Here is a 24,801-nt window from a genome sequence, read left to right as displayed (position 1 = left end):
ATTAGTTTTATAAAATAAAAAAAGGCACTCTTTTCAGAGTGCCTTTTTGGTTTAATTTAATAAGGATAAACTTAATTTCTTATAGCTACATCAGTAGATTGTTTCCACTCTTGTACACTAGCAATTTTAGAGTCTTTGTAGTCTACTTCTTTTAGTGTATCATCTACCCAAAAAAACCATTTACCAGACTTTTGACCATTGTTATAATTACCAACAGCAACTTTATTACCTTTTAAATCGTAACTTGTCCAAACACCATGCAATTCACCCTTAGCATTAAAAGTTCCTTCTTGTTCAACATTACCATTATCATGATAATAAGTAACCATAGTTAAATCTCCTTTTTTTTCTACCTTAGCATCTACCTGAGCAAAACTTAAACTAGACACCAACATCAATACAACTAATACTATATTTTTCATGTTACTTTGGGTTTTAATTAATGATTATGTAACAAATATAAAGATATATTTACAATTTTAAAACATTTTGGTAACACTTACATAACATTAAATTAACATTGGAATCATAATGTACTGATTTACAATTATTTAATTTTTTAAAAAATTAAAAATTTAACATTGGAAGTTCACATTTCATAATAAAAACAATAGCTAACCTACTTCTATAATATATGTTAGTTAAAAAGAACATAACATTTTGGTAACATTTCGTTCAATTTAAAACAAGAAATTTGCTAATTAAATTTTGACTCTTTCTTAATGGAAAATATTTATATCTACATGTTGGTCGCTTTAGCTTTTTTAGCAATAGCTGACCTTGTAGTTGGTGTTAGTAATGATGCTGTTAACTTTTTAAACTCTGCTATAGGTTCTAAAGCAATTACGTTTAAAACTATAATGATAGTCGCTAGTCTTGGTGTTGCTCTTGGAGCGTTATCATCTAGCGGAATGATGGAAGTTGCAAGAAAGGGTATCTTTAATCCTGGGCAATTTATGTTTGATGAAATCATGGTCATTTTTATGGCTGTAATGATTACAGATATTCTTTTGCTAGATTTCTTTAATACACTTGGGTTACCTACTTCAACTACTGTATCTATTGTATTTGAATTATTAGGAGCTTCGGTTTGTGTGGCTTTACTTAAAATAAATGCTGATGACACTCAAAGCATTCTAGATCTTGGGACATATATCAATAACGAGAAAGCTATTGAAATCATATTAGGTATTCTACTCTCAGTAGTTATAGCATTTAGTGTTGGTGCACTAATTCAGTTCATATCAAGAATTTTATTATCGTTTAAATTCGAATCTAAACCAAGTTGGTATGGAGCTGTATTTAGTGGGTTTGCAGTAACTTCAATACTTTATTTCATAATAATAAAAGGTTTAAAAAGTGCAACATTTATGAGTGGTAACTTTTTAGACTTAGTACAAGAAAACACTCTTGCTTTTTTAGGCATCAACCTTATTGCTTGGTCTTTAATATCAATGGTTGTTATCTCTGTATTTAAAACCAATATTTACAAAATGATTATCATCATAGGAACTTTTGCGTTAGCTATGGCTTTTGCAGGTAACGACCTTGTAAACTTTATTGGTGTTCCTATTGCTGCTTTTGACTCTTTCAATAAATGGTCTGCTAGTGGTATTTTGCCTACTGAATTCAGTATGGGTTCTTTAGCTGAAAAGGTTAAAACGGAACCTTACCTTTTACTTATTGCTGGATTAGTAATGGTGCTTACCTTATGGTTTTCTAGTAAGGCAAAGGCTGTTGTAAAAACATCAGTAGATTTATCTCGTCAAGATGATGTAAAAGAGCGTTTTGAACCAAACTTTTTATCGCGTAGTATCGTTAGAGGAAGTATTGCTATATCTAGTAGCTTCAATAGTCTTCTTTCTGCTTCTGCTAAAGAAAAAATTGAAAAACAGTTTGTTAAACCTGTACTTTCTTATACCTCATCTAAAGAAGATGCACCAGCTTTTGACCTTGTAAGAGCATCAGTAAACCTTATGGTTGCTAGTGTACTTATTTCTATAGCAACATCTATGAAATTACCTTTATCAACTACTTATGTAACATTTATGGTTGCAATGGGTACATCATTAGCTGATAGAGCTTGGGGAAGTGAAAGTGCAGTTTACAGAGTTGCTGGAGTTTTAAATGTTATTGGTGGTTGGTTCTTAACTGCTTTGTGCGCTTTTACTGCTGCTGCTATTATGGCTGTTATATTATTTTACGGAAAAGGTTATGCGCTATCTGCATTATTAACTATTGCCATAATTCTTCTTGTAAAAAACTATTTAAACCACAGAAAAAAATCTTTATCAATTAAAGAAACTGATAGTTTAAATAAAGCTGAAAGTAGCTCGTTACAAGGCGTTATCGTTGAAAGTGCTGGTAACATTTCAAACGTTATTAAAAGAGGAAATAAAATATATTCTGGTGCAATTAATGGTTTAGCTACTCAAAACTTAAACGCACTTAAAAAGAATAAAAAGAATATTGAAAAACTATCTTCTGAGATTGAAGATTTAAGAGATAACATCTTCTATTTTATTAAAAATCTTGAAGACCCAAGTGTTAATGCGAGTAATTTTTACATCAATATTTTAAGTTACTTGCAAGATATGGCGCAATCTTTAGAATACATTTCTAAGGTAAGCCACAAACACATTAACAACAATCACAAAAAGCTTAAGTTTAGCCAAATAAAGGAACTTAAAGAGGTTGATGACCTAATTCAACGTTTATTTGATGATACAAAAACTTCATTTGACTCCGAAACTTTTGAAGAAATTGGCAAAGTGCTTAACAATAAAAAAGTGATTTTTGATACGCTTACACAAAAAATTCAAAAGCAAGTGGAACGTACTCGAACTGAAGAATCGAGTCCTAAAAACACGACACTTTATTTCAGCATTCTATTAGAAACTAAAGATTTGCTTACAGCTACTATGAATTTACTAGAAGAGTATTATCAGGCTTATGACGATACCGTTGTACCTGCAACTATAGCTGTAGACAAAAACAAATCTAAATCGTCTGAAGAAGAGTAGTAGTTTACTCGATTAGAGTATTACCAATAGCTTCAAGGTTAATTTCGGTTTGCTTTTTAGATTCAAATTTATCAATGTCAACAACATAAGTTTTTGAGATAGAATCGTGCCATCCTTTACCATTTGTTCCTAAAAAGGATAACATATCAAAAGGAATTAATCTGCACAGGCTTCTTATAAAAGCATCTTTTAACGTTATAGGCTCAGCGTCAATTTTAATGACTTTTGTTCTTGTTACATATTTACCTAATGTTCTTTCGGTATACCCTTCCATTAAGGTGTAATAGATAAGTAATAGTAAATAAGTAAAAACGTAGTCCATTACTGTAGACATTCCATTAAACCAATCACTCAATGCATAATTTCCTGTGAACTCCCCTAAATAGTAAAATCCATAAGACAGCCCATATATAACTGCATATTGTGGCACTAAATCTATAAGATGGTTAACAAAACGCTTGCCTTTGCTTGCTAGTAAGTCTTCAGTAATTTCCATAGGTATGATTTGTTTTTTGAGCTATGTGCATATTGCGATTTAACCAAAAATAATACGAGAAAACTTACAAAACAAAAAAGAGAGCCTAGACAAGCTCTCTTTTTCCCCAATAATTAACTAAACTAACTAAAACTTTTTATTTAAATTAAAAGGATAGTCACCTTAAACCCTGTGGAAAATATAAAAGTCAGGAATAAACCTGACTTTTATTTGTTGATTAATAGCATTTAATCAGATAAGTGAATCCCCACGATCACTTTATATTATGGTTAGGTTTCTATAAAATTTGTTACATCAAATATCTATAAATTAAATTGGTTTGTAAATTAGGTTTGTATAAATGGTTATGAAAATTGTATAGTTGGTAAGTAGGAATTTGATTTTTTTTGTCAAAAACGCATTATTTAACGTTAATATTTAACATATTACACAAAAACACTGTCAAACTACACATATATTTAAAGTCGCAGATAATATATTGTTATATTTGATATTATGATAAAAGCTGTAATAGTTGATGATGAGCCAAAAGCTATTCAAAGTTTATCTTGGGAATTAACTAATTTTAGTAATGAGATAGAAATTACAAAAACATTCTCTGACCCTGAAGTTGCCCTAGAATACTTAGAATACAATACTCCTGATTGTCTGTTTTTGGACATTCAAATGCCAGCAATGGATGGATTTCAATTTTTAGATAAGTTACAACACAAGGATTTTGCTGTTGTAATCACTACAGCATATAATGAATATGCCATTAAAGCTTTAAAACACGAAGCTATAGATTATCTTTTAAAACCTATAGACTCTGATGATCTTCAAGACACAATAAAAAAAATCAAAAAGTTTAATTCCAGACTTTTAAATTCATCAAAAATCGAAAAGGCTCTCATAAACTTTAATGCTAAATTTGACCAAAAAAAGATTACCATTAATACCGATGGAAAACTCATATTCGTTACTCTTGATGATATTTTATTTGTTGAATCTGACGGAAATTATAGCACTATATTTTTAGCTGACGGACAAAAAATTGTAGCTACAAAAAAACTAAAAGAAGTCAACGAAATTTTACCAGAACATTACTTTTTTAGAATACACAACTCTTTTATTATTAACCTTAATAAGATAAAAGAGTTTATAAAAAATGAAGGCTATGTTGTTATGCAATCTAACCACAAAATACCTGTAGCCAGACAACGTAAATCTGATTTTTTAGAAAAATTATAGCATGCACAATTTATTGGCAAATACAACTTACAGTAAAAAAGCTCTAGTCATTTTCTTGTTACTATGCGTTAATTGCATAGGTATTTTAAGTATAAGCGCTCAAAACAATAAAAGCACAGACTTTAAAGTCTTACTTGAAAATGTTTTAGACACAAAACCTAACTCTTACACTGTTTTAGACTCTATATTTTATAGAACCAAGTACGACAGCATTAATATGAAAGAGCTAGTCTCTAAGTCTAAAAAACTTGAATATCTTGAAGGTGAAAGCTATGGACTAAATGCACTAGGAACTATATACCGAAATGTCTCGCTATATGATAAAGCAATAGAAACTCATTTAAAATCAAAAGAAATTGCTGTAGAAGCAAAAAATCAAGAACTAGAAGTTATTAATCTAAACATGCTAGGTGTTGTGTATCGTAGGATGGACTTAGTAAAACCCGCTTTAGATTATCATAAAAAAGCGTTGGATATTGCAAACTCGTTCAAAAACCCAACACAAGAAATGAAACACAGTATTGCTGTATCACAAAATAGTATGGGTAATATTTATTTAGCGTTAAAGCAATACGATTTGGCAATTGCTCAATTTAGTAAATCTCTAGTTTTTGAAACCGAAGCTAATAATAAGTTAGGACTAGCCATAAACTATCAAAACATTGGATATGCTAAAGAAGCCAAGGGCAACTTAGAAGACGCTTTAAAAGATTACCAAACTTCATTACAGTATAATAACGAAATAGACTCCGAAATAGGACGCGTAATTTGCTTTAATAGTATAGGGAAAATCTACATCAAACAAGGTAAATATAACGATGCTAAAACCATACTTGAAGATGCTCTGAAAAAAGCACTTCAGGTTGGAGACCAATTTTATATTGCTTCGTCTTACACCAACTTAGGTTGGGCTCAAATAGAGTTAAATTTAGATACTGAAGCTGAAGACAACTTAAAAAAAGCATTAAAAGTTGGAGAAACTTACGGATTAAAATCTGCAGTAGTTGAAGCCAATGAACATTTATCTGATTTATACACCAAAAAAGGAGACTATAAAACTGCTATGCAGCATTACAAAACCTCTATAGAGCTTGAAGAAACCATCTCAAACGAAAGAAACCTACAGTATGTTAATGATATTATTGTTCAGTATGAAAACGAAATAAAAAACAATCAAATTCGTGCGCTTGCTAGCGAAAATGAAATGGTAAAATCCAAGCTTGAGAAAAACAAAAAAATATTTTGGTACACACTAGTAGGCCTAATACTTGTTGCTGGAGTTATAATTACACTTAACAGACAACGACAACTAGAGCAAGAAAAACAAATTTTAACCTTAGAGCAAGATATGTTAAGGAGTCAAATGAACCCTCATTTTATCTTTAATTCCCTAAACTCAATAAAGCTCTATATTATAAACAACGAAAAAGAAAACGCTGTTTATTACCTAAACAAATTCTCAAAGCTTATTAGAAAAATACTCATTGCTTCAACTGAAAAGGAAATTTCTTTAGAAGACGAGTTGGACACTATGAGGCTTTACATGAATATTGAAAACATTCGTTTTTCTAACGAAATCAATTTTAAAATTCATATTGACGACACGATAAATACCGCAAGTGTAAAAGTGCCTTCAATGATTTTTCAACCTTTTTTAGAAAATGCACTTTGGCATGGGTTATCTACCAAAAAGGACAATAAAAAAATTGACCTTCATGTTACAAAATCTTCTAATGATTATGTTACTGTTACTATTTCTGATAATGGAATAGGTAGAAAAGAATCTGAAAAAATTAATAAGAGTAAACTATTAAAACGGAAATCGGTAGGTATTGCTATAACAAAAGCACGATTATCAAACTTTTCAAAAGGATATACCAGTCAGTACAAATTAAAGATTGATGATCTTTATGACAACCAACAAAAACCTGTTGGTACAAAAGTTATTATTGATATTCCTATACAATCCCAAACTTTAAGAACTGCTTAAAACTATCGGTCTTGTTTTTGAGCTACTTTTTCGAGCTCCATATACCAATCTTCTCCAAACTTTCGTATTAGTGCTTCTTTTACGAATTTATATATAGGAACCTGAAGTTCTTTTCCCAACGTACACGCATCATCACAAATGTGCCATCTATTATAATTAACTGCTGAAAACTCGCTGTAGTCCTTAACTCTAATAGGATATAAATGACAAGATACTGGTTTTTTCCAGTTGACTTCTCCTTGGTTGTAAGCTTCTTCAATAGCACAAAGTGCAGTTCCTTTTTTATCAAAAATAACATAAGCACAATCAGCGCCATCAATTAAAGGCGTTTCAAACTCACCATCTTCTGTGGTAATAAAAGTACCTTGTTCTTCTATTGACGCAATCCCTTCTTTTCTTAAAAAAGGCTTTACTTTAGGATAAATATCTTCTAGAATTTTTGTCTCATCTTCCTCCAATGGAGCTCCTGCATCACCATCAATACAACATGCACCTTTGCATGCCGAAAGGTTACAAACAAAGTCATTTTCTATAATATCTTCTGAAACTATGGTTTTTCCTAACTGAAACATGCAGCAAATATAGGTTATATTCAGCATAAAAAAAGCAAATAAACTTTACTGTTATTTAATAGCATATTTCATTTATAATTACCGAAATTTGCAAAAAATTTAAAACCCTATTCTGATGCAATTCGATGTTAAAGAAATATTTACGGCTTTTATGGTGTTATTTGCTGTAATAGATATTATTGGTAATATTCCTATCATTATCGACTTACGTAAAAAAGTAGGTCATATTCAAAGTGAAAAGGCTTCAATAATTGCTGGTATTATAATGATTATGTTTTTGTTTTTAGGAAAAACAATTCTGTCATTAATTGGCGTTGGTGTTAACTCATTTGCAGTAGCTGGTGCCTTTATTTTATTCTTTATTGCCTTAGAAATGATTTTGGGTATCACTTTATACAAAGAAGATGAAAACACTGCTATGACAGCTTCGGTGTTCCCTTTGGCGTTTCCGCTAATTGCAGGACCAGGAAGTTTAACCACACTGCTTTCTTTGCGTGCTGAATATAGAATTGAAAATATTATAATTGCTGTAGTACTAAATGTAATTATTATATTTATAGTATTAAAAACCTCTTCTAAAATTGAGCGTTTAATTGGCCAAAACGGAATTAATATTATCCGTAAGGTATTTGGTGTTGTATTATTAGCAATCGCTGTAAAACTGTTTGCTCACAACATTAAAGCGCTGTTTGAAGTTGTTTAAAACTTATATTAAATGAAAATTTTCACCATAATAGTAACTGTTATTGCTATTGCATTAATAATTTTTAATATCACTCAAGTAGATGTTAATGCTCCTTTTGAAGGACAAAGTGTTATTGCACTTATCACTATTTTAACCTCACTTTGCGCAATTGTTTTGTTACAAATATTGAGAACCTCAAAATTAATTGAGAAAAAAACTAAAGAGAATAAGTAATGTTTGACACTTTAATTATTGGAGGTGGAGCAGCAGGTATGTCTTGTGCATTAGTGTTAGGTTCTGCTAAATTAAAGCCCTACGCTGAAGACAAAAAAATAGGTATTATTGTGCATCAAAAAGCGTCTCATTTACAAAACGCTTTATTTTATAATGTACTTGGTTTAGCCGAAGGCACTACAGGAGAAGCTATTTTAGAAAATGGCAAATTGCATTTAGCATCTCGTTATCCTCATGTTGAACAGATAGAAAACGAAAAAGTTTTGGAGATTTCTAAAACTGACAACTATTTTACTGTTACTACCAATAAAAGTAGTTACCAATCTAAAACTATAGTTGTAGCTGTTGGCTACACTAATCTTTTATCTATTAAAGGGTTGGAAAGTTATGTAGAACCTCACCCAAGAGCTGCTATAGAAAAAGACCGTATTTGGCTTAAAAACGATGATCATTTAATAGAAGAAGGTTTATATGTTGCTGGCACATTAGCTGGTTGGAGAAGTCAATTCGCCATAGCATCAGGTAGTGGTGCACAAGTAGCGACTGATATTCTTACGTTATGGAATAATGGCAAACAAAGCCATGTGCATGATAAGGTTTAGAAGTTTTCATCTTCACTAAGTTTAATCACTTCTAAAATCATTTCATCTTTTTCATTTATAATTTGCTCACTGGCATTACCACCATATAATTGGTCTGCTAAGTCTGCTTTTATAAGTTGCTTCATAGCATCATGATACGCTACAAATGTGATTTTAGTACGCTCTTTTAGGTTTAGATAATCCTGAAACTTTATAACAATGTCATCGCTTACTTCAAAATTCTTTATAAAATCGTCTTTAGTTACGTTTTCATAAACACTTCGATCTCTATCTAATTCTTCAAACACAAAATTACTTATGTAACCTCTACGTCTTATGTAGTTTAAAGTTTCGTTTTGAATACTAGTATCTAGTGGCACAAAAATATCAGGAATAATACCACCTCCACCATATACCACTTTTCCGTTAGGTGTTGTAAATTTTAAAGAATCGGCAACTTTTATATTTTCTTGTTCACTCAGCTCACCACTACTTAAACGCTTGTAATAATCGTTATAGTAATCGTCACTATTACCATTATGATATGGTCTTTGTATGGAGCGTCCTGTAGGTGTGTAATATCTTGAAACCGTTAAACGCACAGCACTACCATCTCCTAAAGCCATTTCGCGTTGCACCAGCCCTTTTCCATAAGAACGACGACCAACAATGGTTCCTTTGTCATTATCTTGTAAAGCACCTGCAACTATTTCGCTTGCTGAGGCTGAGTTTTCATTAATAAGAATATAGACTTCGCCTTCTTCAAAATCGCCTCTTCGCGTAGCGTAGCTTTTCTCAATTTTTCCCGATTTGTTTTTAGTAAATAAAATCAGTTTATCGTCTTCTAAAAACTCATCTATAATTTGTTCAGCAACTCCAAGAAAACCTCCTGGATTATCTCTTAAATCTAATGCCAATTGGGTTGCTCCTTGATTTTGTAGTTTATCTAATGCTTTTTTAAATTCTTTATAGGTAGACTCTGCAAAACGATTGATTTTTATATAACCCAATTTGTTGGTAAGCATATAAGCAGCATCAACACTTTTAATAGGAATATCAGTTCGTTTTACAGTAAAATCTAGAAGTTCGTCCTCTCCTTTTCTTAAAACTTTTAAATGAACTTTGGTGTTTTTCTCGCCTTTAAGTTTTTCAATAATAGCTTCATTACTCCATTCTCTTCCAAAAATAGAATCGCCATCAGCCATAATAATTCGGTCACCACCTTTTATTCCTGCTTTTTCACTTGGACCTCCTTCGGTTGGTCTTATTACTGTAACAGTGTCTTTATAAGTATAAAAACTCACGCCTATACCAATAAAATCACCTTTCATGTTTTCGGTAACACGTTGTAATTCGCTTTTTGGAATATAAGTAGAATGTGGATCGAGATTGTCTAAAATCCCATTTACAGTTACATCAACAATACTATCGGTATTTACCTCATCAACATACTCATAATCAATATAATCTATTAACCTATTGAGTTTGTCTTTTTTACTGTTTGATGTAAATAATCTATCTGAAGTATCTGTAAAGTTTAATTTGCCTCCAATAAAAACACCTGCTGCAACAGCAACACCTATAATAAATGGTATGTATTTTTTTTGAAATGACATTATGCTTTTACATCTTCTATTAATTGTAATTCAATTCCTGCTTTTTCTAAAAACTTTAAACCTGAATCATCTTTATATGCAGCACTATACACTACTCTAACAATACCTGCTTGATGAATAAGTTTACTACACTCTTTGCATGGTGACAACGTAATGTAAAGTGTTGCTCCTTTGCAAGACTGTGTTGATGCTGCTACTTTTAAAATAGCATTAGCTTCGGCATGTAATACATACCATTTTGTGTAGCCTTCATCATCCTCACAGTAATTTTCAAAACCAGTTGGTGTGCCATTATAACCATCAGAAATTATCATTCTGTCCTTTACTATTAAAGCGCCTACTTGTTTACGCTTGCAATGTGACAGTTTTCCCCATTCTTTTGCTATTCTAAGATAAGCTTTATCGTATCTTAATTGTTTTTCTTTTGGCATTAATTAATTTGAATTGTGCGTTTAAAATCAAACATTTAACGAATATAAGTGCTTCGCAGTTTAATTTATAATAATTATGCGTTAAAATTTTATCAAAAAAAATATAATTTCTACGAAAATATATTGCTTCGAATAAGCATTGGTATAAGTAACCCAACAACTATAGCAGAAACAACCATAACCCAGTCGCGTTTAGAAAACCTAAAAATGGTTTGACATAAGAATCCTAAAAACACAACAATAAAAGCAACTATAATTTGCCCTACTTCTATACCTAACGAAATCTCTAATGCTGAAAGTAATTTATTATCTGATGCTTTTATAAGAGACTCAAAAGTACCTACATAACCTAAGCCATGTATTAAACCAAAAAATAACGTTGACAAAAATAGTATACCAACCTTTTCGTTATGCGCTTTTTTACCTGCTGTAAATACATTATAAAGCGCTACAACAAGTATTATAAGTGGTATTAAAAAACCAACCAAACTACTGTTAACGCTAATTACATTGTAAGTAGCCAACAGCAAAGAAACGGTATGACCTAAAGTAAAAACTGTTATTAAAAGTAGTATACGTTTCCAGTCCTTAAACAAATAAGGCACTGCTAACACAATTAAAAAAACAATGTGTTCGTAGGCATTTACGTTTAGGATATGGTAAATTCCATGTTGTAAGTTGGACAAAAAATCGTCAAGCATCGTTTATTGTATTTGGGTTAATTCAAAGTTACAATTAATAACGTATTTGCAAAACAAATTTTAACATAACTGACCCACAAAAAATTATAATTATAAAGCCATTTGCATTAATTTTATACACATGTTTGCACTTGTAGATTGTAATAATTTTTATGCCTCTTGCGAACGCGTATTCCAACCTCAATTAAACCATAAGCCTGTTGCAATATTATCAAACAATGATGGCTGTGTAATATCGCGTAGTGATGAAGCCAAAGCGTTGGGTTTACCCATGGGAGCTCCTGCGTTTAAATATGATGCGTTTTTTAAGGCAAACAATATTCATGTATTTTCTTCAAACTATCCATTGTATGGCGACATGAGTAGTCGTGTTATGAAGATATTAGAACAATTTACTCCAGATGTAGAAGTGTATAGTATAGACGAAGCTTTTTTGCAATTTAAAGGGTTTGAAAACTATAACTTTAATTCCTACGGAAATGACATTAGGCTGCGCATATTAAAATGGACAGGAATTCCTACCTGTGTTGGTATTGCACCTACAAAAGCACTTTCTAAAGTAGCCAATAAAATAGCACGAAAATTTCCTAAGCAAACCAAAGGCGTTTATGTTATTGACTCTGAAGAAAAACGCATTAAAGCCTTAAAATGGCTAAAAATTGAAGATGTTTGGGGAATTGGTTACAGGCTACAAAAACGATTAAAAGCGAAGGAATGTCATACCGCTTTTGATTTCACTCAACTTTCAGATGAATGGGTTAAATCTAATTTTTCAATTACTGAATGGCGATTAAAAAAAGATTTAGAAGGCATCTCTAAAATACCTTTAGAATACAAAGAACCTAAACGCTCTATTGCTACAACCCGAAGTTTTGAATACACCTATTCAGACCTAGAAAACATAAAAGAGCGTATTTCTACATTTGCTACTAGTTGTGCTGAAAAACTCCGAAAGCAAAAATCGCGTTGTCATGCAATAATAGTATTGCTTAGTAGCGACAGACACAAAAAAGAACTACCACAACATAAAGCGAGCAAAATGGTTGCTTTACCCTACCCAACCGATTCCTCGTTAACTATTAGCCAATGTGCTGTAAAAGCAGTTTCTGAAATTTATAAATCTGGAATTAAGTACAAGCGCGCTGGCGTTATTGTTACTGGCTTGGTACCAACTGACAATCATCAACTAGATTTATTTATTCATGAAAACCCAAAACATTCTTCATTAATGCACTCTATTGATGTATTAAACCAAAAATATGAAACCTACAAAATAAAAATAGGTAATCAAGATTTAAAACGCACCTGGAAAATGCGTCAAGAACGATTATCTCCAAGATACACCACAAATATTAACGAAATACTTACTGTAAAATGTCATTAAAATTCTTAACACCAAAAAACGCATTAGAGTTCTACTCTCCTGATGATTCTCACGATTTAGAAGTTGTGCTTGCGCAAACAGGTATTTCTGCTGGATTTCCATCACCTGCTGATGATTTTAAAGAATTTAAAATAAGTTTAGACAAGACTTTAGTTAAAAACAAAGAAGCTACATTTTATGCTAGAGTAAGTGGTCAATCCATGATTGGTGCAGGATTGGATGATGGTGATTTACTGGTTGTAGACAAAAGTTTAGAACCGCAACACAATAAAATTGCAGTATGTTTTATTGATGGCGAATTTACTGTAAAACGTTTGAGAGTGACTAAAGAAGGGGTTTACCTTCAACCAGAAAACCCTGCTTACGAGCCATTATTAGTAACCAATGATAACGATTTTCAAATTTGGGGAATTGTAACTCATGTTATAAAAAAGTTGTAATACAAAAAAGCTTCAACATTTCTGTTAAAGCTTTTCTAAAAAATCCATTTTAAAATGGTTATAAAACCAATGATTATTAATACGATTAAAGAAATCAAGAACCCTCCTATAACATACCCAACTAATTTATCTTTCCAACTCTCTTTATACTCTGAAATAGATTCAATTTCTAATCTAGGTTTATTCAATAGCTCTATATAATGGAAATCAAAATCCGTATTTTCTGAAATAAAATCTGGAGATAGTGCAAATGTTTCAATTTTGTTTTTATCAAAACTTCTTTTGTTTATCTCTAATCCGGCTTCAAGAAGATAGGACGCATAGAGCAATAACCCCTCTTTATTTGCTTTTATACAACTTTCATCTATATCTCTTCCATATTGAAAAAAGCCTAAATAAGCTTTCTCTTTAGAATTTCCTTCTTTCAATTGATTAATGATTGTATGAATAATATTATTTGTCATCTTTTTTTATTTCTTCTTTTTTTCCAAGGCGCATTTTTCTTCCAATCACCTGCCATGATACATCCATAAGGCATCACTTCATCTATTACTTTTCCTAAACCAAATTCATCCATTTGATTCCTTACGGTTTCTGCATTTTTATAGGCACTTGGTAATTCTGTAATATCAATTTCTTCAGAGAAAAACCTAACGTCCAATCCTTGCGTTTCTTCATTAAATATCTCTTGAAACGTTCCTGTTTTACTCTTTCTATGTTGTGTTCTACTCACATTTCTACCTGCTCCGTGTGGTGCAAAACCTAAATTAGAGTTTGTTGTTTCTCCTTCAACAATCAAAACAGGTTCAGACATATTTAACGGAATCAATCTTGGTCCTGTAATATCTGGCATAAACTTTTTATCTAAAGGCGTTGCACCTTTAGCATGGTAAAACAAATCACCATCTTTGAACACAAAATTATGCTCATTCCAAAACCTGTTTTCTTTATCAATTCCTAATTTTTCTAAAGTAGCATCGTGCAAAACCACGTGGTTTTTCTTTGTCCATTTTCTAATAATCTGCAAAGCTTCCCAGTATTGTTTTCCTTCTTCTGTTTCAAAAGGAATCCATGCATTTTGTTTTAAGGTGTCTGGAGACAATTCTCTTCTGAATTTCTCAGCAACTTTCATCCCTTTGGAATATAAGTTAGCTCCAAATCCTCTACTACCATGATGCGTTACCATCATAGTGTTACCTGTCTTTTTAGATTTACCAACGAATAAAAAGTGATTTCCATCACCTTGTGTTCCTAAATGAGACCTTGCAGATGAAATACATTTTTGGTCATTTAAAAAATAGTTCGCTTCTATCTCAGCTAACAAATCCATAGGAAATCTAAACTGGCTTTCTCTAGAACGTCCACCTGCACCAAAATGAGTTATACTATGAGCTGCATCTAAAACATCTTTTGGGTCTGCTTTTCCAAAATCTGTCAACATCACCGAACAACAAATATCTGCGCTATGCATTCCCGGATGAATAGCGTTTTTTGCTACCACAACACCACCCACTGGAATTGTCCCTTTTGGTCCTGTTGGGCAAGCATCTGGCATAATTGCTCCATCAACCAGAGTAGGCGTTTTCATAAGCTCTTCCATAGTTTCAACAACAGAATTCACATTAGTTACTTCTAATTCATTTTCAGCTTTAATGTTAATTGAAAATGGAATGCTTTCTACATGCAATGCAATAGGGTCAGGGGATTTAAATTGCTCTAGGTAGTTACTTAAAGCATCACCTTCCAATTCATTTTCGTTAATATGGTCTAAAGCTTCTTTAAACCATTTTCCTGACCTAAATCCTAAGTTAATTAAATCGTATCCTGTTATCTTGTTTGTGTTTTTCATCTTAAATTAATTTTAAGCTCCGTTAGCTTCCCTGTCTAACGGAGCACTACTTTAAAGTCTTTCAAAAGACTTATTCATGATTCCGATACAAATATTTTATCTATATGCGCAATCTTTTTGCGTAGATAAATTTATTTCTTATTTTTCATTAAAATTTCCTCTGTGGCTTTAAACAAAAATGCTCTAATACGCTATAAGACTATTGACAAATGTCTTCAAAACAATTTTAGGCAATGGACTCTAGATAATTTAATAAACGCCTGTTCTGATGCATTATATGAATATGAAGGAAGAGCAATAAATGTTAGCAAACGAACAATTCAGTTAGATATTCAAATGATGCGTAGCGATAAATTAGGTTACAATGCACCTATAGTTGTTTATAACAAGAAGTTTTACAAATACGAAGATGAGGACTACTCTATAACTAATATTCCTTTGAATGAGAATGACATGAATGTGCTTTCTGAAACTGTAGAAATGCTAAAACAGTTTAAAGATTTCTCTTTATTTTCTGAATTAGGAGGTATCATTCAACGATTAGAAGACAAAGTATATACGGAAAAGACAGACCAATCAGCCATCATTCATTTGGATAAAAATGAAAAGTTAAAAGGTTTAGAACATTTGGATGTTTTGTATCAGTCTATTATTAAGAGAATGGTTTTGAAAATAAAATATCAGTCATTCAAGGCAAGGGAAGCTTCTGAAGTCATTTTTCACCCCTACATATTAAAGGAGTTTAACAACCGTTGGTTTTTAATAGGAAGACCTGGGAAAGAGGCTAAAAAACCTATAGTTACTTTTGCTTTAGATAGAATTTTATGTATTGATTACGACACTTCTATTACATATAAAAATAATAATTTCAATGGAGATGAATATTATAGAGATGTTATTGGTGTAACAGTTTCTAATAATAGAGCAGAACGTATCCAACTTTGGGTTGATAAAAAAAATGCACCTTATGTAATCACGAAACCCTTCCATCGTTCCCAAAGAATAATAAAGAAAACAGAAGATGGTGTCATTTTTAATATTTTTGTTCAGATTAACTTTGAACTTGAACGCTTAATTTTAGGGTTTGGTGATTCTATTGAAGTTATTAAACCCAAACGTCTTAGAGATAGAATGAAACTAAAGCTTGAAAAAGCAGCAGGATTTTATAAGGATTTTGGTGAAAAACGAAGTCAATCGTACAAATAATGAAAACAAAAAACCTCAACATATTCATAATTAAATAGTTGAGGTTTTAAAAGTACTCAAGGTGGGAATCGAACCCACACTTCCGAAGAAACTGGATTTTGAATCCAGCGCGTCTACCAATTCCGCCACTTGAGCAAATTTGGATTGCAAAACTATAAAATAATTCTATACCAACAATCAAAAATAGTGGGTTTTATGCTTTTTCAGTTCAAATAAATTCCTAAATTTGCACCTCATTTAACAAAGGCGATTTAATACGTTACAAAACAATATTTTACAAATGCCAAATGTAAGCACAGAAGCAAAGATTTTTGGATGTACTCAAAGTAAAGAACTTGCTGAGAAAATTGCAGCTAATTTTGGAGTGAAATTAGGTAATGTTATTACATCAACTTACAGCGATGGTGAGTTTCAACCATCATACGAAGAATCAATAAGAGGAACCCGAATTTTCATTATCGGATCTACACATCCTGGTCCTGAAAATTTAATGGAAATGTTGTTAATGATAGATGCAGCAAAACGTGCATCTGCAAGACACATTACTGCTGTTTTACCTTACTTTGGTTGGGCAAGACAAGACAGAAAAGACAAACCTAGAGTTCCTATTGCTGCAAAATTAGTAGCAAAAATGTTAGAAGCTGCTGGTGCAACACGTATTATTACTATGGACTTGCATGCTGATCAAATCCAAGGATTCTTTGAAAAACCTGTAGATCATTTATTTGCATCTACAATATTTTTACCATATCTAAAAAGCTTAAATCTAGATAACCTAACCATTGCATCTCCTGACATGGGAGGTTCAAAAAGAGCTTATGCTTATTCTAAAGCTTTAGAAAGTGATGTGGTTATCTGTTACAAACAACGTGCTAAGGCCAATGTCATTTCGCACATGGAATTAATTGGAGACGTTACTGGTAAAAATGTTGTTCTTGTAGACGATATGGTAGATACAGCAGGAACGCTAACAAAAGCAGCTGACTTGATGATGGAAAGAGGCGCAAAAAGTGTAAGAGCTATTTGTACACACCCAATTCTATCTGGAAGTGCTTATGAAAAAATAGAAAATTCTAAGTTAGAAGAATTAATTGTTACCGATTCAATCCCTTCTAAACAAGCTTGTGAAAAAGTTAGAATTTTAAGCTGTGCTGAACTTTTTGCTGATGTAATGCAAAATGTACATTACAACAAATCAATTAGTTCAAAATTTGTAATGTAATTTTTAATAATTATATAAATAATGAAAACAAGTTGATTTTTAATCAACGAAGTTTCCATAACACAAATAAGTAATATAAATAAACAATTATGAAATCAATTACAATCAACGGATCTCAAAGAGAAAGCGTGGGCAAAAAAGCAACAAAAGCCTTACGTAATGCTGGTCAGGTTCCTTGCGTATTATACGGAGGAGATAAACCAGTGCATTTCTCTGCAGATGAATTAGCATTCTCAAAACTGGTTTATACGCCTAACGCGCATACAGTTGTGATTGCTTTAGACAATGGTGACACTTTCGATGCTGTATTACAAGACATCCAGTTTCACCCAGTAACAGATAAAATCTTACACATAGATTTTTACCAGTTATTCCCAGACAAGCCAATTACTATGGAAATTCCTGTTCACATTATAGGAACTTCTAGAGGTGTATTAAATGGTGGTGTTCTTAGAAAGAATAATCGTAAGTTAAAAGTAAAAGCTTTACCAGCAAATTTACCAGACTTTTTAGAGGCTGATATTACACCTTTAAAGATTGGTGGTAAATTATATGTAACTGCATTAGCTAGTGATGACTTTACAATCATGCACCCAGACAACACTGTTGTTTGTCAAGTTAAACGTGCAAGAGCATCAGTTATGACTGATGATGAAGACGAAGATGAACTAGAAGAAGGAGCTGAAGCACCAGCAGCAGAAGGAGAAGCTCCTGCTGAAGCTTAAAAAACTTAATAGTTTAAATTATAAAAAGCATTCTGATAACTCAGGATGCTTTTTTACTTTTACAGAAATTGATAAAAATGTGTAAATTTCTGTTTAACATATTTAAGAAAAAACAAACTTCCTTTAACGAAGAAGAACAAGTAATGAAGAAATTTTTAATAGTTGGATTAGGAAATATTGGTAGCGAGTATGAAAACACACGCCATAACATTGGGTTTAAGATTTTAGATTTTTTAGCGGAAAACGAGTCGCTTACTTTTGAAACTCAAAAATTAGGTGATTTATGCACTTATAAAATTAAGGGCAGACAGTTACTATTATTAAAGCCTAATACCTACATGAATTTAAGCGGAAAAGCCATACTATACTGGATGACCAAGGAAAAAATTCCTCTTGAAAATTTATTAGTTATTACTGATGATTTAAACCTTCCTTTTGGAACACTACGTCTTAAAACAAAAGGTAGTGATGGTGGCCATAACGGATTAAAGGACACTCAAAACAAATTACAAACCACCAAATACAACAGGTTTAGATTTGGAATAAGCGATAGTTTTAGCAAAGGCAAGCAAGTAGATTATGTTTTAGGAGAATGGACAGAAGAAGAATCGACTCAACTAAAAGAACGCTTAGAAAAATCGGTTGAGATTATAAAATCATTTGCTACAGCAGGTGTAAACAATACTATGAATACTTTTAACGGAAAATAAAAAGAGGAGCTTACAGCTCCTCTTTTTTTTATTTCAAACTAAAAAACGACTACTCTACAATAATCTTTTTAGTGGTTTTATTTACACCATCACTTACGGTAACTAAATACATACCTGCTTCTACACTATTTAACCTAATAGTTTGTGTAAAATCAGAAGCGTTAACATAAGAGTTATTAAAAATTCTTCTACCTCTAACATCATAAACACCAATTGTAATATCTCTTCCTGAATTTGAATTTAACTTCACTGTAAACTCTCCTTGATTAGGATTAGGGAAAATTGTAAATTCACTTGTAGTAAACTCATCAATTGATAACGAGCCTTCTGTACAAAGCTCTAGAGTAAACTCAGTAATTTGACCTCCATCAAAAAGACCAAAATCATCATCTACTGATAAGGTCCAATCTCCTCCAGACATTTCACCATAAAGTGTAGATAAATCTCCCTCTGGAATAAACGTTCCAGTAAATGGTGATGTTCCACTTGTTATTGGTGTAGATGCTTCTTGATCAAAAACTGTATCAACATAATCATTATCTCCATCTGCACCATTATCTGTTGAAAGTTCAACAGTTGTTCCTGATGGGCTTATTAAAAATATATCTAAATCATTATTCCAGTCGTGTTGAATATTGATGGTTACGTTAACATCAGTAATTGGAGCGTCGTTTGCTACGTTAATGATTGATGTGTAATTATCCGTTCCATTACCTGTTTCAAGAATATCTATAGGTAAATCGGTTGCACTATAAAAGTTACATTCAATATTAGCAGTTGTAAAACTAAACACAGCCGATGAATTTGCTGTTCCACATAAATTAGATGCTGTAACTCTCCAATAATACAGTGTGTTAGTTGACAGATTACTTACTGTATAAGATGTGCCTTGTACTGTAGCACTTTCAGTTATTGATGCAAAATTTGCTTCGGTAGAAACCTCAACAAAATATTCTTGTGCATTGTCACTTCCATTCCACATCAAATCTGCTTCTAAACTTACACCTGTTGCACCATCAGAAGGTGATGTAAGTATTGCAGGCGCTACTGTAGCACTATAGACATTCATTTCTAAATTTACAGTTTGAGTTATAGCTCCTGAAACTCCTTCAAGTGTAAAAGGATAATTTCCTGTTGCAAGAGACCCTGTACCACTAATAGTAATTGTACCTGTGGTTCCGTCAGCAATAGCTGAAGTTGGGTTTATCGTTGCACTTGCACCAGCAGGTAGCCCTGTAACACTAAAGTTTGTTGTATCACTAAACCCTAAAAATGTATTGTAAGTAAAAGAATATACTGCATCATTCGGTTGGCAAACATCTAACGAAACCTCATCAACCGTTATAACAAACTCTGACTCCTGAATACTAAACTCTGATGAGTTTACTGCATAAAATATATTATTGTTTCCTTCAACAATTACTCTTGCAGTTGAAGTATCTCCTCCTGTTAAAGGAACAGTAATATCATGTGATCCATCATTTGGCACATCAGAAGCTAAAGTATAAGGAAACGTTTGCCCACCATCAACAGATAATAAAATATTTACTGTTGGTGTATTTACAGAACCTGCATCAGTTCCTGCAACATTCCAGGTAACAGTTTGAGTTGAACCAGCATCCCAAGTAACATTTGAATCTTGAGATGTAACTGTAAAAGGCCCTGAACTTCCATCAACTGTAACTGTCATGGTATCGTAACTTGTTTGAGGTGTCTGCCCAACTCCTCCAGTTTCTTGTCGGTCTCTAACAGTTAAAGCAAAGTTTAAGTTTCTTCCTACAGTAGAAACAGTTTCCCAAGTTGTATTATCTATAGATTCAACAGGGTTGCTCTCGGTAAGTTCTCCGTCTAAAACTCTTTGAAGAATTGGCATATAACGATTAGGAGATGTACTAGGAGGTCTTGATCTCCAAAGTGCTCCAGTAGTTTTAGTAGGTCCAAAATTGCTTGATGTGGTTACACCATTATCAATTTGCTCCCAAGTATAGGTTAATATATCTCCTCCATCAGGGTCAGTAGCACTTCCTTTTAAAATAAATGCTGTTCCTTGAGGAATTGTATAATTAGTTCCTGCATTAGCTACAGGTGGATTATTAGTAATGTTTGTTGTTACTGCACAATTATTTGGAGCAGACGAAACATTAGTCAAAATTTGATTAATTGAAAAATAATGGAAGTAAGGGTCGCTATGATCCTGAACATCATTAGCTCCTGTTATACCAGCGTAACCCATAATTGTTGTACCACTTCCTGGTTCGGCATTTACTCCTGTACCTTCAGATCCATAAGAAAAAGTATGGTTAGCTCCCATTTGATGACCAATTTCATGTGGTACATAGTCAATGTCAAAAAAATCAGACATGTATGGACCTCCATCATTATCTAAAAACGAATGCGAAGAAAACCCACTACCTTTTCCACTTTCACAAACACAGCCAATACAACCTGCATTACCATTATTTCCACCATAATCTAATAAGTGACCTATATCATAATCAGACTCACCAACTGTTGCTGTTAAATTTGTTTGTAAACCTCCATTTAAGTCACTACCATAAGGGTCAGGGAAAGTAGGTGAATAAATAAGATCTAATGCAGGATCATCTACAGTATCAACCAATAGAAATGTAATAGCCATATCTACTTCAAACACTTCATTAGTTCTATTTAAAGTTGATACCATTTGAGCTAATGCATCTTCTCTATCAATACCATTGGCGTCATTTCCATCATCCCAAAAGCTAGTATACTCTTGAGTAACTGAAACAGCTATTCTAAAAGTTCTTAATAACTGGTCATTAGCATCTCTTGCTAACAATGTATTCATAGTCTCTCTAGAAGATAAATGAAGGTCTTCTGTTAAACATTCAAATGCATTATTAACAGTTGTTTCATTTCTTGCACTTCTGTTATATACAAGGTATTGTCCGTTAGAAACCTTAGTTACTGGTTGAATAAAGTAAGTTTCCTTTCCTGGTTCAGAAACCATTGCATTAAAGCCTAAAGGTGTAACACTAAAACGAATTCGAGTTCCTGAATTATCAAGCCTAGAACCCAAATAAGTTTTTATATTTTTATGAAGACCAGCATTATCTTGTGAAGAAAAGATTGCTGTTTCAACAATTCTAAATTGTTGCAAATTACCTAAAACATCAGGAAAATAAACCACTGTGTTTGATGTCCCACTGTATTCACTTCTTAATGGTGCATCAACAAGTTTTGATTTTAAAGATTCTATATCTAGCTGAAAAATGCTAAAATTATCTTTGTCTAAATTTTCGAGACTGACGTCTTCTACTTTTCTAACTTCTTTTAATCGCTGCCACTCGTTATTTTGAGCAGACAACATTAATGGTAACAATAAGAAGAAAAGGGCTTTGATGGAAAGTAATTTAATTCTCATAATATTGAAAAAATTTTTATTTACGTAAAGGTATTAAACAAAAAGAGAGACGTTAGTGTCTCTCTTTTTATAAATTTTAAAAATTATTATTCTACAATAATCTTTTTAGTTATTTTCTTAGCTCCATCACTTACGGTTACTAAGTACATACCTGCCTCTACACTATTAAGCTTAATAGATTGAGAGAAATCTGAATTATTTCTAGAATAAGAGTTGTTAAATATTTTTCTTCCTCTAATATCAAAAACATCAACAGCGATGTTGTTTCCTGAGTTTGAGTTTAATTTGATAGTAAACTCACCATTGTTTGGATTAGGGAAAATTGAGAACTCATTAGCTGAAAACTCATCTACGCTAAGTTGTTGTTCTGAACAAATTTCAATTGACCAATTATTTAATGTGCCCTCATCTCCTGCAAAATAGTCTAACATAATCAATGTCCAATCTCCTTGAGATTCTAACCCAGAAAAAGCACTTAATGCTTGAGCAGGCTGAAAAGTTCCTACAGTAGGAGAACCACAAGTAATAGCACTAGCTTCATCGTCAAAAGTCACATCAAAGTCATCGTTATTACCACAGTTTAAATTCCATAGATAGATAAAATCTGTTTGATTAGGGTGAAGTAAAACAGCTCTTACATCAGAAACATAAGTATGAGAAACATTAACATTCACTGTCATACTTTCTATTAATCCTGAATCAGGAATATTAATTACATGCTCTAAAATTGGTTGACCAGCCGAACCACCAGCACCATCTGTTATTGTTAAATTCAAGTTTGGAGCTGACTCATATGTATTACACTGTATTTCTGTACAATTATTATTTAAAACAACGTCAAAACTCTTAGTTACTGAACTAGAAGTTCCCGTAACAGTTATTGTATAATCTCCTTGAGCAGTCATTCCTAAGTTACCAATAGTCATAGTAAAACTTCCATTACTATTTAATGACGTTGGACTAAAGGCTACACTTGCTCCAGCAGGAACGCCAGAAGCAGAAAAAGTTGTAGTCTCATTAAAATCTAAAATTGTTGAATAATTAAACGTAAATACAGCTTCTGTGTCTGTATTTGGACAACTGAATATTTCATTATCTGTTGTTGCTAAATTAAAACCTGGTGTAGCTGGCTCACAAACTCCTGGTTTTATTTGAGATGCTAAAACACTTGAAACATATGCATCAACAACATTCATTTGATCTGGTGTAAACATATACATACAAGCATCGTTAACATAATCCATATAATTCATCGTTAATGAATATTGACCTGGTGTACAAGCATTCACTGATCCAGCTGGTGGACAGTTATAAGATTCTGTGTCAATATTTGGCGTATCGGCAAGCCCATCATCACCTGTACATGTAAAGTCCGCAAATGTATGATTTAGATTATAAAAATGCCCTAACTCATGCGTCACTGTTCTACCAAGATTAAAAGGTGCTCCAGGTACAATTCCAGAACCAGGACAACCAGATCCAGTTCCAAAAGTACTAAGATTCATTACAACAGCTCCTCCATTTTCAATACTACCTCCTAATGGTGAATACCCAAGAGTTGTACCATCTAATGGTTTGATCAGAAAATTCATATATCCAGCCCAATTAGAGTCTAACTCTGGAAATCCAGAACCATTTGCAAAGTTATAACCAATAGTAACAGCTGGCTCTCCTTCAAGTAATTCTGGGTCAACTCCAACAGGGTGATCGGAAACTGCTAAACAAAAAGAAATATTTGCCACTCCAGGTTGTAATCCTGGATAAAACGGACTTGCTGCAGTCCAATTAGAAATGTCAGCATTCATTGCTGTATAGTCAGCATTTAAAACATCTACCTGACTTTGAGCCAATGCAACAAGACAGTCTCTATCTGCCTCATTTCCTGTTGGAAAGTGAACAGCTACAGGTATAACTATTGAAGCTCCTCTAGCACTATAGTCTCCATTAGCTCTTCTAGCAAGCTCTGCTTGAAATTTCTTTTGATTTTCTTCATATTTTTTAGCTAACTCAGGGTTTTTGAGCATTTCTTCCATATACTCATCCACTCCACAAGTCCTTTGTTGAGAGTAGCTATTAGCAACGCATATTAGCATAAGCATTGCAAAAAGGGATTTAATAGTAAAGTTCATTTTCATATAAATTGTATTAATTAAAAAAGGATAATATCTATAAACATCCTCCAAATTTAATCAAAATCAATTGTTATATTAAGTTTTCTTTAACAAAATGTGATTTTTTAACATAAATAAACTCTAATATTTGTGAAGTTATTACCTTTTAAGCCTTCCTTTTTATTTCAATGC

At 32.4% G+C, this 24,801-nt stretch carries 22 protein-coding genes and 1 tRNA gene; 12 read left to right on the top strand and 11 right to left on the bottom strand.

The genetic code is table 11. The features are described from left to right. Positions 1 to 71 precede the first annotated feature (71 nt). Positions 72 to 422, bottom strand: a complete 351-nt coding sequence (locus DMZ43_RS12700; protein WP_131508765.1) for a toxin-antitoxin system YwqK family antitoxin — start codon at positions 420 to 422, stop codon at positions 72 to 74. A 300-nt stretch (positions 423 to 722) separates the two neighbouring features. On the opposite strand from DMZ43_RS12700, the gene DMZ43_RS12695 reads away from it, so the two are divergent. Further along, positions 723 to 3,023, top strand: coding sequence for an inorganic phosphate transporter (locus DMZ43_RS12695; RefSeq protein ID WP_131508764.1), 2,301 nt, complete (start codon positions 723 to 725; stop codon positions 3,021 to 3,023). Between the two features lie 4 nt (positions 3,024 to 3,027). On the opposite strand, the gene DMZ43_RS12690 is transcribed toward DMZ43_RS12695, so the two are convergent. Next, complete coding sequence (locus DMZ43_RS12690; protein ID WP_131508763.1) at positions 3,028 to 3,519, bottom strand: RDD family protein; 492 nt, start codon at positions 3,517 to 3,519, stop codon at positions 3,028 to 3,030. 495 nt (positions 3,520 to 4,014) lie between these two features. On the opposite strand from DMZ43_RS12690, the gene DMZ43_RS12685 reads away from it, so the two are divergent. Both DMZ43_RS12685 and DMZ43_RS12680 read left to right on the top strand, forming a co-directional pair. After that, positions 4,015 to 4,749 carry a LytTR family DNA-binding domain-containing protein gene (locus tag DMZ43_RS12685; RefSeq protein ID WP_131508762.1) on the top strand — a complete coding sequence of 245 codons (735 nt, stop codon included), beginning with the start codon at positions 4,015 to 4,017 and terminating at the stop codon, positions 4,747 to 4,749. A 1-nt stretch (position 4,750) separates the two neighbouring features. Then, positions 4,751 to 6,739, top strand: coding sequence for a tetratricopeptide repeat protein (locus DMZ43_RS12680; protein WP_131508761.1), 1,989 nt, complete (start codon positions 4,751 to 4,753; stop codon positions 6,737 to 6,739). A 2-nt stretch (positions 6,740 to 6,741) separates the two neighbouring features. Here the strand turns inward: DMZ43_RS12680 and DMZ43_RS12675 are convergent, their stop codons facing one another. Continuing rightward, positions 6,742 to 7,311, bottom strand: coding sequence for a DUF3109 family protein (locus DMZ43_RS12675; protein ID WP_131508842.1), 570 nt, complete (start codon positions 7,309 to 7,311; stop codon positions 6,742 to 6,744). Between the two features lie 115 nt (positions 7,312 to 7,426). Here DMZ43_RS12675 and DMZ43_RS12670 point away from each other — a divergent pair, with 115 nt between their 5' ends. From DMZ43_RS12670 to DMZ43_RS12660, 3 genes are read left to right on the top strand one after another with little or no spacing between them, the layout of a single operon-like run. Next, positions 7,427 to 8,014: a MarC family protein gene (locus DMZ43_RS12670; RefSeq protein ID WP_129760890.1), complete on the top strand. Its 588-nt coding sequence runs from the start codon at positions 7,427 to 7,429 to the stop codon at positions 8,012 to 8,014. A gap of 12 nt (positions 8,015 to 8,026) precedes the next feature. Continuing rightward, positions 8,027 to 8,230, top strand: a complete 204-nt coding sequence (locus DMZ43_RS12665; RefSeq protein WP_131508760.1) for a hypothetical protein — start codon at positions 8,027 to 8,029, stop codon at positions 8,228 to 8,230. Beyond that, positions 8,230 to 8,832, top strand: a complete 603-nt coding sequence (locus tag DMZ43_RS12660) for an NAD(P)-binding domain-containing protein (protein WP_131508759.1) — start codon at positions 8,230 to 8,232, stop codon at positions 8,830 to 8,832. The genes DMZ43_RS12665 and DMZ43_RS12660 overlap by 1 nt, the downstream gene beginning before the upstream one ends. Here DMZ43_RS12660 and DMZ43_RS12655 read toward each other — a convergent pair. From DMZ43_RS12655 to DMZ43_RS12645, 3 genes are all read right to left on the bottom strand, one after another. Then, positions 8,829 to 10,427 (bottom strand): S41 family peptidase, encoded by a 1,599-nt coding sequence (locus DMZ43_RS12655; RefSeq protein WP_131508758.1) that lies wholly within the window; start codon positions 10,425 to 10,427, stop codon positions 8,829 to 8,831. The genes DMZ43_RS12660 and DMZ43_RS12655 overlap by 4 nt on opposite strands. Further along, positions 10,427 to 10,858, bottom strand: a complete 432-nt coding sequence (locus DMZ43_RS12650; RefSeq protein ID WP_129760886.1) for a dCMP deaminase family protein — start codon at positions 10,856 to 10,858, stop codon at positions 10,427 to 10,429. The genes DMZ43_RS12655 and DMZ43_RS12650 overlap by 1 nt, the downstream gene beginning before the upstream one ends. Positions 10,859 to 10,968: 110 nt before the next feature. Continuing rightward, the gene (locus DMZ43_RS12645) at positions 10,969 to 11,559 is read right to left on the bottom strand and encodes a HupE/UreJ family protein (RefSeq protein ID WP_129760885.1); all 591 of its coding nucleotides are present in this window, start codon (positions 11,557 to 11,559) and stop codon (positions 10,969 to 10,971) included. A gap of 121 nt (positions 11,560 to 11,680) precedes the next feature. On the opposite strand from DMZ43_RS12645, the gene DMZ43_RS12640 reads away from it, so the two are divergent. Both DMZ43_RS12640 and DMZ43_RS12635 read left to right on the top strand, forming a co-directional pair. Beyond that, positions 11,681 to 12,943: a Y-family DNA polymerase gene (locus DMZ43_RS12640; protein WP_131508757.1), complete on the top strand. Its 1,263-nt coding sequence runs from the start codon at positions 11,681 to 11,683 to the stop codon at positions 12,941 to 12,943. Next, positions 12,934 to 13,383, top strand: coding sequence for a LexA family transcriptional regulator (locus tag DMZ43_RS12635; RefSeq protein WP_131508755.1), 450 nt, complete (start codon positions 12,934 to 12,936; stop codon positions 13,381 to 13,383). The genes DMZ43_RS12640 and DMZ43_RS12635 overlap by 10 nt, the downstream gene beginning before the upstream one ends. Positions 13,384 to 13,418: 35 nt before the next feature. Here the strand turns inward: DMZ43_RS12635 and DMZ43_RS12630 are convergent, their stop codons facing one another. Further along, the gene (locus tag DMZ43_RS12630; protein WP_131508753.1) at positions 13,419 to 13,847 is read right to left on the bottom strand and encodes a hypothetical protein; all 429 of its coding nucleotides are present in this window, start codon (positions 13,845 to 13,847) and stop codon (positions 13,419 to 13,421) included. Next, positions 13,844 to 15,232, bottom strand: coding sequence for an RtcB family protein (locus DMZ43_RS12625; RefSeq protein WP_131508752.1), 1,389 nt, complete (start codon positions 15,230 to 15,232; stop codon positions 13,844 to 13,846). Before DMZ43_RS12625 ends, DMZ43_RS12630 begins: the two co-directional genes overlap by 4 nt. Positions 15,233 to 15,394: 162 nt before the next feature. Here DMZ43_RS12625 and DMZ43_RS12620 point away from each other — a divergent pair, with 162 nt between their 5' ends. Continuing rightward, positions 15,395 to 16,438 carry a YafY family protein gene (locus DMZ43_RS12620; protein ID WP_131508750.1) on the top strand — a complete coding sequence of 348 codons (1,044 nt, stop codon included), beginning with the start codon at positions 15,395 to 15,397 and terminating at the stop codon, positions 16,436 to 16,438. A gap of 53 nt (positions 16,439 to 16,491) precedes the next feature. Here the strand turns inward: DMZ43_RS12620 and DMZ43_RS12615 are convergent. After that, positions 16,492 to 16,573 (bottom strand) — tRNA-Leu (locus DMZ43_RS12615). 145 nt (positions 16,574 to 16,718) lie between these two features. Between DMZ43_RS12615 and DMZ43_RS12610 the strand changes: the two genes are divergently transcribed. The 3 genes from DMZ43_RS12610 to pth all read left to right on the top strand — a co-directional run bounded on the left by DMZ43_RS12610 (position 16,719) and on the right by pth (position 19,095). Beyond that, positions 16,719 to 17,660 carry a ribose-phosphate pyrophosphokinase gene (locus DMZ43_RS12610; RefSeq protein ID WP_129760882.1) on the top strand — a complete coding sequence of 314 codons (942 nt, stop codon included), beginning with the start codon at positions 16,719 to 16,721 and terminating at the stop codon, positions 17,658 to 17,660. An 89-nt stretch (positions 17,661 to 17,749) separates the two neighbouring features. After that, on the top strand, positions 17,750 to 18,385 hold the full coding sequence (locus DMZ43_RS12605; RefSeq protein ID WP_131508748.1) for a 50S ribosomal protein L25/general stress protein Ctc: 636 nt from the start codon (positions 17,750 to 17,752) through the stop codon (positions 18,383 to 18,385). A gap of 77 nt (positions 18,386 to 18,462) precedes the next feature. After that, positions 18,463 to 19,095, top strand: a complete 633-nt coding sequence (gene pth, locus DMZ43_RS12600; protein WP_131508746.1) for an aminoacyl-tRNA hydrolase — start codon at positions 18,463 to 18,465, stop codon at positions 19,093 to 19,095. A gap of 49 nt (positions 19,096 to 19,144) precedes the next feature. On the opposite strand, the gene DMZ43_RS12595 is transcribed toward pth, so the two are convergent. Then, positions 19,145 to 22,498 (bottom strand): reprolysin-like metallopeptidase, encoded by a 3,354-nt coding sequence (locus DMZ43_RS12595; RefSeq protein WP_131508744.1) that lies wholly within the window; start codon positions 22,496 to 22,498, stop codon positions 19,145 to 19,147. A gap of 86 nt (positions 22,499 to 22,584) precedes the next feature. Then, positions 22,585 to 24,627, bottom strand: coding sequence for a T9SS type A sorting domain-containing protein (locus DMZ43_RS12590; RefSeq protein ID WP_161566755.1), 2,043 nt, complete (start codon positions 24,625 to 24,627; stop codon positions 22,585 to 22,587). Positions 24,628 to 24,801 lie beyond the last annotated feature (174 nt).

This window comes from Meridianimaribacter sp. CL38, from assembly GCF_004328055.1.
Classification (GTDB): domain Bacteria; phylum Bacteroidota; class Bacteroidia; order Flavobacteriales; family Flavobacteriaceae; genus Gaetbulibacter_B; species Gaetbulibacter_B jejuensis.
Note: the sequence above shows the minus strand (reverse complement) of the source record. Positions and strands in the feature narration are given on the sequence as shown.